A 15666-nucleotide genomic window follows, 5' to 3' on the forward strand; every position below is an offset into this window, starting at 1 on the left:
AGGAAACGAGCATGAAAAGAATTGTTCTGGCCTGTGCTGCGGGCATGTCGACCTCAATGGTGGTGACGCGGATGGAAAAAGAGGCTGCCGCTCGCGGACTGGCATTCCAGATCTACGCCATTCCGGAGCAAAACCTGCGTGAAGAGCTGCAAAACTATGGCAACGAGGTGGTGGTCGTGCTGCTCGGGCCACAGGTGCGCTTCAAACTGGAGGAGAACCGAAAACTCACCGACAGCTATCAGTTGCCCATCGCGGTGATCGATACGGTTGCTTACGGCACGCTGAATGGTGCAAAGGTACTCGATCAGGCGCTGGCTTTGATACACTGAGCCACAGTTTGCGAGCCAGCCTCTCCGGTTCGCGGGCATTGTCGCGCAGGGAACCGCGGCAATGCCGTTAGCGCATTGATTGCAAAGGGTGACAGTGTGGACAAAGCCGAAGCGCCGCAAGAAAAAAAGCAGTATCAGGAAATTGGTCAGCACCTGCGTCAGCAGATCTGTGACGGGCACTATCCGGTGGGATCGCGCCTGCCGCCTGAACGTCAGCTGGCTGAAACCTGGGGCGTCAGCCGGACCATCGTGCGCGAGGCATTATTGATGCTGGAGCTGGAAGGTACGGTGGATATCCGCCAGAGCTCCGGCGTCTATGTGATGCGTATTCCTTCCGCCAGTGATGATGAAGAAGAGGCCTTCTTCCGCAGCGACGTTGGCCCGTTTGAAATGCTACAGGCACGTCAGTTGCTGGAGAGCAATATTGCAGCCTTTGCCGCAAAAATGGCGACCAAAGCGGACATCGAAAATCTGCGCCGAACGCTGGAACAGGAGCAGCGTGCCATCGCCGCCAACGACAGCAGTCAGGACAACGACAAGTTGTTTCATCTGCTGCTGGCGGGTGCCAGTCAGAATCAGATGCTGCTCGATACCGTCACCAGTATCTGGCGCCATCATGACAGCAGCCCGCTCTGGCAGCAGCTGCGCCCGCAGTTTGAAACCCGCGCCTATCGCCTGAAGTGGCTCGGCGATCACCAGACAATCCTGGCCGCTCTGCGTCGGCGTGATGTGATGGGGGCCTGGCAATCTACCTGGCAGCACCTTGAGAACGTCAAGAATACGCTGCTGGAACTTTCCGATGCCGATGCGCCTGACTTTGATGGCTTCCTGTTTGATTCAGTCCCGATCTTTCAGGGGAAACTGATGTGATCGAGATTGTATCGCTCAGCGATGCCCCCCAATTTGCCGATCAGATCATTGACTGGCAGTGGCGCGCATTTGGTGAAGCCACCAGCCGGGCGTTCTTTGGCAGTGTGGTGAACAGCAGCCTTATCGGTGCTGATTTTCCGGTGACTTTCGTTGCCGTGGAGGGGGACAGGGCAGTCGGCACGGTGGGATTCTGGCGCTGCGACCTGATCAGCCGTCAGGATCTTTTCCCCTGGCTGGCGGCGCTCTATGTTGATGAGTCGGTGCGCGGCAAAGGTGTCAGTGAGGCGCTGCAGCAGCATGTCATCGCCTATGCACAGGCACGGGGCTATCCACGGTTATGGCTATGGTCAACGTTTGGGGGCTACTACGAACGTTATGGCTGGCTGCCACAGGGCGAAGCGCTGGAGTATCCCGCTAAGCCGGTAAAACTCTATTATCGCGACCTGTAAGAGATGCCAGCCGCCATCGCGGCAGCTGGCAACAGAACGCTCAGGGAGCCGGATAGGTATAACGACGGTGGATCGCCTCAATGCCTTCCAGGATCTCTGCATTTAAGGTCAGATTGAAGCTGTCGATATTGATCTGCAACTGTTCAGGCGTGGTGGCGCCCAGCAGCGTGCTGGCCACAAACGGCTGCTGACGCACATAGGCGAGAGCCATCTGCGACGGGTCGATCTGATGCTGCTGAGCCAGTGCTACATATTCGGCAATCGCCTTTTGTGACTGCTCGCCGCTGTAGCGGGTAAAGCGGCTGAACAACGTGTTGCGTGCACCCGCAGGCTGTGCGCCATTCAGGTATTTACCGCTCAGCGTACCAAACGCTAGGCTGGAATACGCCAGCAGCTCTACGCCTTCATGCTGGCTGATTTCGGCCAGACCTACTTCAAAGCTGCGGTTCAGCAGGCTGTAAGGATTCTGAATGCTGATAATGCGCGGCAGTTCATGCTTCTCCGCCAGCTGCAGATAGCGCATCACGCCCCACGCGGTTTCGTTCGACACCCCGATATAGCGGATCTTACCGGCGCGCACCTGTTCGGTCAGCGCTTCCAGCGTCTCCAGCAGCGTCACCTGAGCAGTGGTTTCGCTGTACTGATAGCCGAGCTTGCCAAAATAGTTGGTCTGACGCTGTGGCCAGTGCAGCTGGTAGAGGTCAAGGTAGTCAGTATTCAGGCGTTTCAGGCTGGCATCGAGTGCTGCGCGGATGTTTTTACGGTCCAGCGCCATATCCGGGCGAATCGACGCATCATTGCCACGTGAAGGCCCGGCCACTTTACTGGCCAGAATGATTTTGTCGCGGCTGCCGCGCTGTTTAAGCCAGCTGCCAATATATTGTTCGGTCAGACCCTGGGTTTCCGGACGCGGGGGCACCGGATACATCTCGGCAGTATCAATAAAGTTGATGCCGGAACGGATAGCTAAATCCAGTTGAGCATGGGCGTCGGCTTCGCTGTTCTGTTCGCCAAACGTCATGGTGCCCAACCCCAGCTGACTCACTTCCAGCGTGCTGTGGGGAATACGATGATAGTGCATTGCCAGCTTCCTTTTCTTTATGGAATGGAATGTTGTGTCCTCAGGGACTATAGCGCGAGCAATGGCGGGTAAGGAAGGGGGAAAAGTCGGGGAAATCACCTGCCAGCCGGGAATCGGTGGCAGGCGATTAAATCGGGCACTTAACGTTCAATGATCGTCGAAACCTCATCGCTGTTAATCTGCACCATATGACCTGTCTGGTCTGTGTACTCCACCAGACCGGTCTCTTTATCGATGCTCGGCTTGCCTTCGGTCATGATCATCCGGCCATCTTTGGTCGCCATGACATAATCAGAACTGCATCCACTTAAGAATGCGGCGGTTACCATCACCAGTGCTACTCCTGCCAACCCTTTCATCACGCCAAATCCTCACAAATGGTCAAGTGCAAACAGTGTAGTAATAAATGGTTTTGCCGGCGGGGTTAATCGTAGAAATCTGAAAATAACCGGGCGAGCAGGCTCGCCCTTGACTTTATCAGGCGTGCTTTTTCTTACTGCGCATCAGGTTAAGACACTCAACCGCCATTGAGAAGAACATAGCGAAATAAATGTAACCTTTTGGTACGTGGACCGCAAAACTCTCCAGGATCAGGGTGAAACCGACCAGAATCAGGAAAGAGAGAGCCAGCATTTTCACTGACGGATGGCGGTCAACAAACTCACCGATCGCGCGAGCAGCGAACATCATCATCAGCACGGCAATAACCACCGCCGCCATCATAATGAACAGATGATCGGAGAGGCCGATGGCCGTGATCACCGAGTCGAGGCTGAAAATAATGTCGAGCATCATGATCTGCACAATCGCACCCAGGAAGGAATGGACGCGGGTGTTGTGTTCGCCTTCGCTGCCTTCGATCGTTTCATGGATCTCCATGCTCGATTTCCACAGAAGGAACAGTCCGCCGAACAGCAGAATCAGATCGCGCGCCGAGAACGCATGATCCATCAGCGTAAAGAGCGGATTAGTCAGACGGGCTACCCAGGCGATAGAAGCCAGCAGGCCAAGACGCATCAGCATCGCGCCCATCAGACCAATGCGACGCGCGCTGGCTTGCTGGTGTTTTGGCAGTTTAGCGACCACCAGCGACAGGAAAATGATGTTATCAATACCCAGCACCACCTCAAGGATGGTCAGGGTGCCCAGCGCCAGCCAGGCGTTGGGATCGGAAATCCACTCAAACATACCGACATTTAATCCTAAACGAAAAGTAAACGGCGATTATACGCATTCAACTCGCCGATCTCCCACAAAATTGCGACACATCAACGCGGGTGGCGACGTTCAGAGGAGAAAATGACGCGCCAGCAGGGGCCCGGTGAAGCTTTTCTTCAGGTAGAAACCGCGCGGCAGCGTCATGATTGGCTGGCCCTGATCGCCGATTCCTTCTGTCAGCGCTTTGCTATTGGCGGCTTTGGGCCGGATTTGCAGCCAGGCACCATGTCGCGCGGTAATCTGCTCTACGCGACCCAGCACAATCATATCCATCAGCTCTTCCCAGTCCTGCCGCAGCATCTCATCTTCTTCCGCATCGGGGCTCCATAACAGCGGCGCGCCGACACGGCGTTCCCGCAGCGGAATCTCACGCCCGCCTTCAACCGGGATCCACAATACCCGCGCCAGCTTGTGGCGCACATGGCTGGTGAGCCAGGTCACGCCGCTGTTGCCGGTCAGAGGTGCCACGCAGACAAAGGTGGTTTCCAGCGGTTTACCCTCCGCATCAATCGGGATAGTTTTCAGTTCGATACCCAGATGGGCAAAGTCCTGCTCCGCTTTGCTGCCTGCGCTGGCACCAAGATGCCACTCCAGCAGGATGCCGACCCAGCCCTTGTCGCGTTTAAGATCCGCAGGCATGGGCAGACCGGCGCGCGCGGCCAGGGTTTCCAGGGTCAAACCGGCTAAATCCTGCGCGCGTGCCAGCAGGCTGGCTTCATCTTCGGGTGGTCCTGGCTGGTAACTCATGGTGAACACTCGCAATGATTAAAATTTGTACAACAGCAGGTGAGTCACGTTTCTCACTTAAATAATCCGCGTCAGGGATCGATAATAACATGATAGATCGTGCTTTTTTTAGCGGATTGCATGCTCGCCGCCCTGAATGCTTCAGGGTTATCCCAGCTTACCCGCAACAATGAACAGGATCTCCAGCCCGGTTATCCACAGAAAAATGGGATAACCACCGACTGAGTGCGGTACTGGTTCCATTTACAGCCTTGACTTTTCACGATCTGGCCATTATTTCGCCGCTCTGGCCTAACCCTGAGCGATTATCTGTGGATAAAAAGCAGTGTGCTTATATTTTAAGCAATTGTCAGTTGCCATGAAAATATTCACTGTTTATGAAAGATTTATCGATAAGATTTTTGATTTAATATCATTAAAAATCATATGTATGTGTTGTTATCTTTTTTCGGCTCTCCAGCGCGCATGGAAAAGGTTATTCAGATAACTCCCGCGTTCTGCACAAAGCTATCCACAGAAAAGGTGAATAAGATCGATCTTTTTCACGGTCATTGTTTATAACTTTGCCATTTTCTGTGAGTTATCCCGACGCTGATGGCTTAACCCCCCGTGAATCCAGTGGTTTACCGCCTGTAAGGAGTGTGAAACAATCAGCTCATTCAAATTTTGCTTTGAGGTAGTCCGGTGATCGATGATGATGGCTACCGCCCGAATGTTGGTATCGTAATCTGTAACCGGCAGGGACAAGTGTTATGGGCCAGGCGCTTTGGACAGCACTCCTGGCAATTTCCTCAGGGAGGCATCAATCCCGGTGAAACCGCAGAACAGGCGATGTATCGCGAACTGTTCGAAGAGGTCGGATTACACCGGAAAGATGTTCGAATACTTGCTTCTACCCGTAACTGGTTACGTTACAAGTTGCCAAAACGTTTGGTGCGTTGGGACACAAAGCCGGTATGTATCGGCCAGAAACAAAAGTGGTTTCTTCTGCAGTTAATGTGTAATGACGCGGATATCAATGTGCAGCACAGCAGCACGCCCGAGTTCGATGGCTGGCGCTGGGTCAGTTTCTGGTATCCGGTGCGTCAGGTTGTCTCCTTTAAGCGCGACGTTTATCGTCGGGTGATGAAGGAATTCGCTGGCGTGGTGATGTCTATGCAGGAGAGTGCGGGGCAGCGAAATAATCCTGCCCATCGACGTAAGAGAGGATAGGCCACGCCCTTTATGCTCACTCAGTTGCGCGAAATTGTAGAAAAAGTGGCGAGTGCGCCGCGTCTCAATGAAGCACTCGACATCCTGGTTAATGAGATCTGTCTGGCGATGGATACGGAAGTCTGTTCCGTTTACCTCGCCGACCACGATCGTCACTGCTACTACCTGATGGCGACGCGCGGACTTAAAAAACCGCGTGGCCGCACCGTGACCCTGGCGTTTGACGAGGGGATCGTCGGTTTAGTGGGCCGTCTGGCCGAACCGATTAACCTTGCTGACGCCCAGAGTCATCCCAGCTTTAAATATATCCCCGCAGTGAAAGAGGAGCGCTACCGCTCCTTCCTCGGCGTGCCGATTATCAGCCGTCGCCAGTTACTTGGCGTGCTGGTGGTGCAGCAGCGCGAGCACCGTCAGTTTGATGAAAGCGAAGAGTCGTTTCTGGTCACCCTTGCCACCCAGATGGCGGCATTGCTGTCGCAGTCGCAGATGGCCCAGCTGTTTGGTCAGTTCCGGCAGACGCGGGTGCGCGCGATTGCAGCTGCGCCTGGCGTGGCGGTGGCACCGGGCTGGGTAGATGAGACGCAGCCACTGCTCGATCAGGTTTCGGCTGCCTCAACGCTGGATGTTCATCGCGAACGTGAGCGTCTGTCGCTCGCCATGAGCGAAGCCACCAGTGAATTTCGTCGCTTCAGTAAACGCTTCAGCGCCAGCGCTCAGAAAGAGAGTGCGGCCATTTTCGACCTTTACTCTCACCTGTTAACCGATGCCCGACTGAAAAAAGATCTGTTCGATGAGATCGAACGCGGATCGGTCGCCGAATGGGCAGTGAAACAGGTCATCGAGAAGTTTGCTGAACAGTTTGCCAGCCTGACGGACACCTACCTGCGTGAACGTGCAGGCGATCTGCGGGTGCTGGGTCAGCGCCTGCTGTTTCACCTTGACGATACGCTGGTCGGCACCAATGCCTGGCCGGAACGCTTTGTGCTGGTGGCCGATGAGCTGACTGCCACCACCTTAGCTGAGCTGCCGCATGAGCGGCTGGCGGGCGTGGTGGTGCGTGACGGCGCAGCCAACTCCCATGCGGCGATTCTGACCCGCGCGATGGGGATCCCGACCGTCATGGGCGCTGATATCCAGCCCCATCAGCTCAACAAACGTTTGCTGATCGTCGACGGTTATCGCGGTGAGCTGTTGATCGATCCCGAGCCGGTGCTGGTGCAGGAGTACCAGCGTTTGATCAGCGAAGAGAATGCGCTGAGCAAAATGGCGGAGGGCGTGGTCGATCAGCCCGGTGAGCTGAAAAGCGGCGAGCGCGTGCAGGTGATGCTGAATGCCGGATTAAGCCCGGAGCATGAGCAGACGCTGGGCAACTGGGTGGATGGCATCGGTCTCTACCGCACCGAAATCCCGTTTATGCTGCAGAACGGCTTCCCGTCGGAAGAGGAGCAGGTGGCACAGTATCAGGGCATGTTACAGCTGTTTCACAACAAGCCTGTGACGCTGCGGACCCTGGATGTGGGGGCAGATAAACAGCTACCCTACATGCCGATCAGTGAAGAGAATCCCTGTCTGGGCTGGCGCGGCATCCGCCTGACGCTTGACCAGCCGGAAATTTTCCTGGTGCAGGTGCGCGCGATGCTGCGTGCTAACGCCGCATCCGGCAACCTCAGTATTCTGCTGCCGATGATCAGCCATATCGATGAGATCGACGAAGCGAAAAAGCTGATCGATCGCGCAGGACGCGAAGTCGAAGAGATGCTGGGCTATACGATCCCCGCGCCGCGCATCGGCATCATGATTGAAGTGCCGTCGATGCTATTTATGATCCCGCATCTGGCGTCACGGGTCGATTTTGTCTCGGTTGGCACCAACGATCTGACCCAGTATCTGCTGGCGGTGGATCGCAACAACACCCGCGTGGCCAATCTCTACGACTCGCTGCATCCGGCGATGCTGCGCGCACTAAATACGATTGCGCAGGAAGCCCGTCTGGCCAATCTGGAACTGTGCCTGTGTGGTGAAATGGCTGGCGATCCAATGTGCGTGGCGCTGCTGGTCGGGCTGGGATATCACCATCTCAGCATGAACGGCAAAAACGTACCGCGGGTGAAATACCTGCTGCGCCATCTGGATCACGAAGAGGCGCAGCAGCTCAGTGAGCAGGGGATGAATGCTCATACCGCCACCGAGGTTCGTCATCTGGTCTCGACCTTTATGGAGCGTCGAGGGCTGGGTGGATTAATCCGCGGCGGTCGCTAAGCGCCACTTCAGGCTATTTTATTTGCCATTCTGGCCCCGGGCAGTGCTCACACAGGCTGTTTAGCAACCTGAACGCCCGTCAGGGCGGCCCTGAAGGGGCGAGCACAGCGAGTAATCCTCACGTACTACGTGTACGCTCCGGTTGTTGCGCGCTGTCCGTGACCAGACTGGCTGCAACAATGTACGCCTGACGGGTCAGGCTATTTTATTTGCCATTCTGGCCCCGGGCAGTGCTCACAATCCTCACGTACTATGTGTACGCTCCGGTTGTTGCGCGCTGTCCGTGACCAGACTGACTGCAACAATGTACGCCTGACGAGTCAGACTCTGGGCGTTATCCGCGTTTACATTTGCGGGACAATTCACAAAACCGGCTGTGCTATGATGCGCAGCCTTAATTTATGTGCCTGACAACGCCCCTTTTCAGGGTTGAAAAATAGACGGTGAATGATGAATAACGGCTATATTGCATTTCCGCAGTTCGATCCGGTGATCTTCTCGATTGGACCGGTTTCGCTTCACTGGTACGGTCTGATGTATCTGGTAGGCTTTGTTTTCGCCATGTGGCTGGCTGTCCGCCGCGCCAATCAGCCGGGCAGCGGCTGGAAAAAAGAGGAAGTGGAGAACCTGCTTTATGCCGGTTTCCTGGGGGTCTTCCTGGGTGGACGCATCGGCTATGTGCTGTTCTACAACTTACCGCTGTTCCTGGAAAATCCACTCTATCTGTTCAAAGTCTGGGATGGCGGCATGTCGTTCCACGGTGGCCTCATCGGGGTGATTGTCGTCATGCTGGTCTTTGCCCGCCGCACCCGACGTAATTTCTTCCAGGTGGCTGATTTCATTGCGCCGCTGATCCCGTTCGGTCTGGGTGCCGGTCGTCTCGGCAACTTCATTAACGGTGAGCTCTGGGGCCGTGTCGATCCGGGCTTCCGCTATGCCATGCTGTTCCCTGGCTCCCGCAGCGAAGATGTCGCGCTGGCTGCCACCAATCCGCAATACCAGGCGCTGCTCAACACCTACGGCGTGCTGCCGCGTCATGCTTCGCAGCTCTATGAACTGGCGCTGGAAGGGATAGTGCTGTTTATCATCCTGAATCTGTTTATTCGTAAGCCACGCCCGATGGGCAGCGTCTCAGGCCTGTTCCTGATTGGCTATGGCGCCTTCCGTATTATCGTTGAGTTCTTCCGCCAGCCGGATGCCCAGCTTGGCCTGTTTGAAGGCGGAATCAGTATGGGACAGATCCTCTCTGTGCCAATGATTATTGCCGGTATTATTATGATGATCTGGGCGTATCGTCGTCGCCCGCAGCCACAATTTCGCGAGGAAAAATGAAACAGTATCTGGATTTAATGCAACATGTGCTGCACGAAGGCACGCCAAAAGCTGACCGTACCGGCACCGGTACGCTTTCAATTTTTGGTCACCAGATGCGTTTCAATCTGCAGGATGGTTTTCCGCTGGTCACCACCAAGAAATGTCATATCCGCTCGATTATTCATGAGCTGCTGTGGTTTCTGAAAGGCGATACCAACATCGGTTATCTCAAAGAAAACAACGTCTCCATCTGGGATGAGTGGGCGGATGAGAATGGCGATCTCGGCCCGGTTTATGGTAAACAGTGGCGCAGCTGGGGAACGGCCAGCGGCCAGGAGATTGACCAGCTAAGCCAGGTGATGGAGCAGCTGAAGCGCGATCCCGACTCACGCCGGATTATCGTTTCTGCCTGGAACGTCGGCGAGCTGAGCGAGATGGCGCTGGCCCCTTGCCACGCGTTCTTCCAGTTCTACGTGGCGGACGGCAAACTCTCCTGCCAGCTTTATCAGCGCTCGTGCGACATCTTCCTGGGCCTGCCGTTTAACATCGCCAGCTATGCGCTGCTGGTACACATGGTGGCGCAGCAGTGCGATCTGCAGGTGGGTGACTTCGTCTGGACCGGCGGTGATACCCACCTCTACAGTAACCATCTGGAGCAGGCGCGCCTGCAGCTGACCCGTGAACCGCGTCCGCTGCCATCACTTGTTATCAAACGCAAACCGGCGTCACTGTTTGACTATCAGTTCGAAGATTTTGAGATTGAAGGCTACGATCCGCATCCCGCGATCAAAGCCCCTGTCGCCATCTGATTCGCGATAAAAGATAACGCCCTGGCACTTCGCCGGGGCTTTTTTTTGCCCGCCAACCGGTAAATCTGCGGCAACGCTCGCACGCTTCTGCCAATTGATGCTGTTGGGGAAGCTCCTCTGCGACGTGCTTTCCAGCCTGCCACAACACACCTTGTTTCATCTGTTCATCACCCGCACTCTGACACCATGAAAACAGCACACTTACGCGGTTTTACCCTGCCGGAACTGCTGCTGGTGATGGTGATTGCCGGCATGCTGAGCGTTGCCGCGCTGCATGGCTGGCAGCGCTGGCAACAGCGGCAGCAACTGCGCGACAGCGCTCAGCAACTACAGGGATTCCTGCTTCGGCTGCGTGCCCAGGCCAACCGGCAAAATAGCGACCTGATTTTATGGTCACGGCCTGGCGATCCCTGGTGCATCGGTGCCGGAAGCCGCCCCGTTGCAGGCTGTGATAGCCGAAAACGGCTGCAATTCGTAGCGCCGCACGCTGGCGTTGCGCTCTATGACATCCGGGGTGAACCGGGCTTCTATGGCCGACGTAATGTGGCCCGGGCGGGCAGCATTGAGTTGGGTAACAGCACCGGACGAATGCGGCTGATTATCTCGGCAAGAGCCCGTATTCGCCTCTGCATGACGGATGAGGAGACGTGCCGTTGAAAATGGCCGGATTCAGCCTGCTGGAGATGCTGATCGCCCTGGCAATCAGCGCCGTCGTGATGTTAAGTGCTGGCCGTTTTCTGCCGCTGCTGCTGGCAGAGAACGCCGGCGTGCTGCAGCGGGCGCAGCTGCGTCAGGAGTTACAGCAGATGATGGCGACGCTGGAAAAAGCGGTGCGACGTGCCGGTTATTGTCACGGCGAGTGTGGCAGAGGGGCGCTGCAAATCAGAGAGAATTGCCTGCTGCTGCGCTGGGATGAGAACAGTAACGGAAAATGGGAAGGGGTGAGCCATGCAGAGAGTGACTATTACGGTTATCGCCTGCGACAACAGCAGCTTGAGATGCAGCGAGGTGTTGACCAGTGTCAGTCAGCGGGCTGGGAGCGGCTCTCCGATCCCGCATTTATGACGCTGGAGAAGTTCAGCGTCAGCCAGCAGGGCGCGCAGGTCAGGTTAGTGCTGCAGGGACGGGCCGGACGCTGGCTTGAAACGGTGGAGAGCTGGGTTGAGGCAGATAACCTGTGAAGCAGCGAGGCAGCAGCGCCCTGGGCATGGTGTTGATGATTATGGTCATCGGCAGCTTTACGCTGCATGCCAGCCGTAAGATGTCTGAGCAGGGAATGCGACTGCTGGCGGATGAGCAGCAGTTTATTCAGGATTTCTGGCGCGCGCAGTCTGCGCTGCAATGGGGCTTCTCCCTGAGCTGGTCAGCCAGTGAGGCGGCCAGCTGTCAGCAGGATGATCGCCAGGGCTGGCGCAGCTGTTTACAACGAGGTGAAAAGGATGAAGGTCTGCTTAAAGGGGAGGCCAGCGGCAGTGGTATGGCGGTCTGGCAGTGGGTGCGGTTACGGGGCAATCAGATTACCGCGTTGCCGCACGGCTGGATCGATTACTGCCCGCTCACGCCCCCGGCCACCTGCCAGTAAGCGCGGTGGATTCAGCCTGCCGGAAGTGTTGTTTGCTCTGCTGTTAATGGCATTAAGCAGCAGCACGCTGTTGCACTATCATCGCGCCCTTGCACTGGGATTCAGCCAGCAGTGGTATCAGCGTGAGGCATGGCGGGTGGCTGAGCAGCAACTGATGGGACATGAGAGTCCCGGCTGGACCTCAATACTGCAACAGCAGAGCGGCCCTTCAGGTTGCACCCTGGATCGGGCTGACGTGACGGGGCCTTATCAGCGCCGTGCCACCCTGACGCGGCTGCGATGTTAACTCTCCCCGGTCGCCCTTTTGATGGGTTTCAACCGCGATACGCGGTAAAGTGACAGAGCCGCAATACCGCAGTCACGTTCTGAGTTATCACAGGAGTTTTCATGTTTCACGTTTATCACTCAAATCAGCTTGATGTGCTGAAGATTCTGGCGGCTGCGGTGATTAAACATGACCCTCTTGATGATCCTTTCGCCTCAGAAATGGTGCTGGTGCAGAGTCCGGGTATGGCGCAGTGGCTGCAGATGGAGCTGGCGCAAACCTTTGGTATTGCTGCTAATATCGAATTTCCGCTGCCCGCCAGTTTTATCTGGGAGATGTTCGTCCGCGTACTGCCCGATATCCCGGTAGAGAGTGCTTTCAGTAAGGCCAGCATGGGCTGGAAGCTGATGCACCGGCTGCCGGAGATGCTGAAGCACGAAGAGTTTGCTTCTCTGCGCCACTATCTCCATGACGATGGAGACAAGCGTAAACTGTTTCAGCTCAGCTCCCGCGTGGCCGATCTGTTCGACCAGTATCTGGTCTATCGTGCCGACTGGCTCAACAGCTGGGAGCGTGGCGAAACCATTGAGGGGCTGGGCGAGGCGCAGCGCTGGCAGGCCGCCCTGTGGCGCGATCTGGTGAGTTATACCCAGGCCCTGCGCCAGCCTGAATGGCACCGCGCCAACCTCTATGCGCGATTTATCCAGACGCTGGATCAGGCGAAAAGCACGCCGGAAAATCTGCCCAAACGGGTCTTTATCTGTGGCATCTCTGCGCTGCCGCCGGTCTATCTGCAGGCGTTGCAGGCGCTGGGACGTCACATCGACATTCATCTGCTGTTCACCAATCCCTGCCGCGATTACTGGGGCGATATTCAGGATTATGCTTTTCTGGCGAAACTACAAAGTCGTCAGCGCCGACGCCATGGTGCTGATGAATCACGCGGACTCTTCCGGGATGCTGAGCAGGCACCGGCGCTGTTTAACGATGCCGGTGAACAGCAACTGACCAACCCTTTGCTCGCCTCCTGGGGCAAGCTGGGGCGTGACAACCTGTTTCTGCTGAGTCAGATGGAGTCAAACGACGACATCGATGCTTTTGTCGATGTGGAGCCGGACAACCTGCTGCACTGTATGCAGCACGATCTTCTCAATCTGCAGGATAACGCCATCATCGGACTGAATGCGGCGGAACTGGCACACAGCGATCAGAAGCGCTGCCTGGATCCGGAAGATAGGTCAATTGCGGTGCAGGTCTGCCACAGTGCCCAGCGCGAAGTTGAAGTGCTGCAGGATCATCTGCTGGCGATGATGGAGGCCGATCCGACGCTGAAAGCACGTGACATCATCGTCATGGTGGCGGATATCGACGCCTACGCCCCTTTTATTCAGGCGGTGTTCGCCAATGCACCTGCCGATCGCTATCTGCCGTTTGCGATTTCAGATCGCCGTGCCAGTCAGGCTCATCCGGCCATTGTGGCGTTTTTGCATCTGCTGGCACTACCAGACAGCCGTTTTGTCTCGGAGGATGTGCTGGCGCTGCTCGATGTCCCGGCGCTCGCTTCCCACTTTGCCATTGATGAAAGTGGCCTGCGTTTACTGCGGCGCTGGGTCAGCGAATCGGGGGTACGTTGGGGGCTGGATGATGCCAGCGTAGAAGCCCTGTCACTTCCGGTCACCGGCCAGCACACCTGGCGCTTTGGCCTGCAGCGTATGCTGCTGGGTTATGCGATGGAGAGCCACAACGGTGACTGGGAAGGAATTCTGCCTTATGACGAGTCGGGTGGTCTGGTGGGGGAGCTGGCGGGACATCTGGCCGAGCTGCTCTCCCGGCTTAATCACTGGCGGCAGCTGCTTGCCGAACCCCGGCCACTGGCGGCCTGGCTGCCCATGTGCCGGGAACTGCTCAATGCCTTTTTCAGCCCCGATGCAGAAACCGAGGCCGCCTTGCTGCTGGTGGAAGAGCAGTGGCAGCAATTGATTGAATATGGCATGGATGCGCGGTTTGAAGAGGCGATTCCGGTGGCGCTGTTGCGCGATGATCTGCGTAGCCGGCTTGATCAACAGCGCATCAGTCAGCGTTTCCTGGCGGGGCAGATTAACTTCTGTACCCTGATGCCGATGCGCTCCATTCCTTTTCAGCTGGTCTGTTTGCTGGGCATGAACGACGGCGTCTATCCCCGAACTTTAGCACCGTTAGGTTTTGATCTGATGCAGCAGCAGTCCCGCAAAGGCGACCGCAGTCGCCGCGATGATGACCGCTATCTCTTCCTGGAGGCGATGATTTCGGCGCAGCAGCAGCTCTATATCAGTTATATCGGCCGGGCGATTCAGGATAATACGGAACGCTACCCCTCGGTGCTGGTCACAGATCTGCTGGATTACATTGGACAGAGTTTTTATCTGGACGGTGATGGCCATCTTGAGCTGGATGAGAGTGCCGAACGGGTGCGGATGCACCTGCAGCACCTGCACAGCCGGATGCCGTTTGCCGCCGAAAACTTCCAGCCTGCTGCCAGACTGCAAAGTTTCGCCCGTGAGTGGCTGCCTGCTGCGCGGGGCGCGGGGCAGCCCCAGCCCGATTTTGTGCAGCCACTGGAGGCGCCGTTAATTGATGCGCTCACGCTGGAGGCGTTTCTGCGCTTCTGGCGACATCCGGTCCGGGCCTGGTTCCACCAGCGGCTTGGCGTGAGTTTCTGGCTGGAGGAGAACGAACTGCCCGACAGCGAGCCGTTTGCGCTCGACAACCTTGAGCGTTATCAGATCAACGCGCAGTTGCTGAATGCGCTGGTCGAAGGCGAGGATACTCAGCGGCTCTATGCGCACCATCGTGCGGCCGGTAATCTGCCTTATGGCGCATTTGGTGAGCTGTTCTGGCAGGCACAGCGCGATGAGATGCAGGAAGTAGCGGCAGAAGTGGTCACCCAGCGCAGCGACGGCGAGAGCTGGGAAGTGAATCTGCAACTGGAGCAGGTCAGCTTAACCGGGTGGCTGACGCAGGTTCAGAGTGATGGATTGCTGCGCTGGCGGCCTGGCGTACTCAACATGAACGACGGACTGCTACTCTGGCTGGAACATCTGGTCTACTGCGCGCTGGGCGGCACCGGCAGCAGCCGGATGTTTGGCCGGCAGCAGAGCCGCTGGTGCTTCCTTGCCGTGTCGCAGGCAGAGGCGATTGCTGTGCTGAATGAGTATGTCACGGGGTATCTCGCGGGTATGCGTCAGCCGCTGATGCTGCTTAATAAAAGTGGCGGCGCATGGCTGACCGCCAGCTACGACAAAAAAAGTCAGCAGTTACTGACTGATGAGGCAACCCAGCTTAAGGCGCGTAATCGCCTGCTGACGGCCTGGTCAGGCAACTATCAGCTTGAGGGTGAAGGCAGCGATCCCTATCTGCAACGTCTTTGCCGGGTGCTGGATGAGCCACAACTACAGCAGATAACTGAGGCGGCACAGCGCTGGTATTTACCGGTGCTGGCTGCACATCAGGATGATGAATAGCCGATCAGAAGGCGTTTTTGCTGACTGACTC

Annotated in this window: 16 protein-coding genes; 12 read left to right on the forward strand and 4 right to left on the reverse strand. The window is 56.5% G+C overall.

Going from position 1 to position 15666, the window contains the following annotated elements; translation table 11 throughout:
• The first annotated feature begins 11 nt into the window (after positions 1-11).
• The 3 genes from ACR8BN_RS04080 (at position 12) to ACR8BN_RS04090 (ending at position 1648) form a co-directional block, all read left to right on the forward strand.
• Complete coding sequence (locus tag ACR8BN_RS04080) at positions 12-329, forward strand: PTS sugar transporter subunit IIB (protein ID WP_010248665.1); 318 nt, start codon at positions 12-14, stop codon at positions 327-329.
• Between the two features lie 96 nt (positions 330-425).
• Positions 426-1199: an FCD domain-containing protein gene (locus ACR8BN_RS04085; RefSeq protein ID WP_031593704.1), complete on the forward strand. Its 774-nt coding sequence runs from the start codon at positions 426-428 to the stop codon at positions 1197-1199.
• Positions 1196-1648 (forward strand): GNAT family N-acetyltransferase, encoded by a 453-nt coding sequence (locus ACR8BN_RS04090; protein ID WP_109652195.1) that lies wholly within the window; start codon positions 1196-1198, stop codon positions 1646-1648. Before ACR8BN_RS04085 ends, ACR8BN_RS04090 begins: the two co-directional genes overlap by 4 nt.
• A 40-nt stretch (positions 1649-1688) precedes the next feature.
• On the opposite strand, the gene ACR8BN_RS04095 is transcribed toward ACR8BN_RS04090, so the two are convergent.
• From ACR8BN_RS04095 to mutH, 4 genes are all read right to left on the reverse strand, one after another.
• Positions 1689-2729 carry an NADP(H)-dependent aldo-keto reductase gene (locus ACR8BN_RS04095; RefSeq protein ID WP_010248659.1) on the reverse strand — a complete coding sequence of 347 codons (1041 nt, stop codon included), beginning with the start codon at positions 2727-2729 and terminating at the stop codon, positions 1689-1691.
• Positions 2730-2869: 140 nt separating this feature from the next.
• Positions 2870-3088: a YgdI/YgdR family lipoprotein gene (locus tag ACR8BN_RS04100; protein ID WP_003853956.1), complete on the reverse strand. Its 219-nt coding sequence runs from the start codon at positions 3086-3088 to the stop codon at positions 2870-2872.
• A 118-nt stretch (positions 3089-3206) separates the two neighbouring features.
• Positions 3207-3917 carry a TerC family protein gene (locus ACR8BN_RS04105; RefSeq protein WP_010248654.1) on the reverse strand — a complete coding sequence of 237 codons (711 nt, stop codon included), beginning with the start codon at positions 3915-3917 and terminating at the stop codon, positions 3207-3209.
• 99 nt (positions 3918-4016) lie between these two features.
• A complete protein-coding gene (gene mutH, locus ACR8BN_RS04110) occupies positions 4017-4694 on the reverse strand; it encodes a DNA mismatch repair endonuclease MutH (protein ID WP_434747350.1) in 678 nt (225 codons plus the stop codon).
• Between the two features lie 684 nt (positions 4695-5378).
• On the opposite strand from mutH, the gene rppH reads away from it, so the two are divergent.
• The 9 genes from rppH to recC all read left to right on the forward strand — a co-directional run bounded on the left by rppH (position 5379) and on the right by recC (position 15635).
• Positions 5379-5906, forward strand: a complete 528-nt coding sequence (rppH, locus tag ACR8BN_RS04115) for an RNA pyrophosphohydrolase (RefSeq protein WP_009087042.1) — start codon at positions 5379-5381, stop codon at positions 5904-5906.
• Between the two features lie 12 nt (positions 5907-5918).
• A complete protein-coding gene (ptsP, locus tag ACR8BN_RS04120; RefSeq protein WP_010248647.1) occupies positions 5919-8165 on the forward strand; it encodes a phosphoenolpyruvate--protein phosphotransferase in 2247 nt (748 codons plus the stop codon).
• Positions 8166-8615: 450 nt separating this feature from the next.
• Entirely contained in the window at positions 8616-9497 is an 882-nt protein-coding gene (gene lgt / locus ACR8BN_RS04125) for a prolipoprotein diacylglyceryl transferase (protein ID WP_010671040.1), read from the forward strand.
• On the forward strand, positions 9494-10288 hold the full coding sequence (thyA, locus tag ACR8BN_RS04130; protein ID WP_010248642.1) for a thymidylate synthase: 795 nt from the start codon (positions 9494-9496) through the stop codon (positions 10286-10288). Before lgt ends, thyA begins: the two co-directional genes overlap by 4 nt.
• Positions 10289-10474: 186 nt before the next feature.
• Positions 10475-10945 carry a prepilin-type N-terminal cleavage/methylation domain-containing protein gene (locus ACR8BN_RS04135; protein WP_143789777.1) on the forward strand — a complete coding sequence of 157 codons (471 nt, stop codon included), beginning with the start codon at positions 10475-10477 and terminating at the stop codon, positions 10943-10945.
• The gene (locus ACR8BN_RS04140; protein ID WP_434747351.1) at positions 10942-11469 is read left to right on the forward strand and encodes a prepilin peptidase-dependent protein; all 528 of its coding nucleotides are present in this window, start codon (positions 10942-10944) and stop codon (positions 11467-11469) included. The genes ACR8BN_RS04135 and ACR8BN_RS04140 overlap by 4 nt, the downstream gene beginning before the upstream one ends.
• Positions 11466-11870, forward strand: a complete 405-nt coding sequence (locus ACR8BN_RS04145) for a DUF2509 family protein (RefSeq protein WP_033758709.1) — start codon at positions 11466-11468, stop codon at positions 11868-11870. The genes ACR8BN_RS04140 and ACR8BN_RS04145 overlap by 4 nt, the downstream gene beginning before the upstream one ends.
• Positions 11871-11895: 25 nt before the next feature.
• Complete coding sequence (locus ACR8BN_RS04150) at positions 11896-12156, forward strand: prepilin-type N-terminal cleavage/methylation domain-containing protein (RefSeq protein ID WP_022623816.1); 261 nt, start codon at positions 11896-11898, stop codon at positions 12154-12156.
• Positions 12157-12257: 101 nt separating this feature from the next.
• Entirely contained in the window at positions 12258-15635 is a 3378-nt protein-coding gene (gene recC, locus ACR8BN_RS04155) for an exodeoxyribonuclease V subunit gamma (protein WP_434747352.1), read from the forward strand.
• Positions 15636-15666: the final 31 nt, after the last annotated feature.

The organism is Pantoea sp. Lu_F5_004 (assembly GCF_051136245.1).
Taxonomy (GTDB): domain Bacteria; phylum Pseudomonadota; class Gammaproteobacteria; order Enterobacterales; family Enterobacteriaceae; genus Pantoea; species Pantoea agglomerans.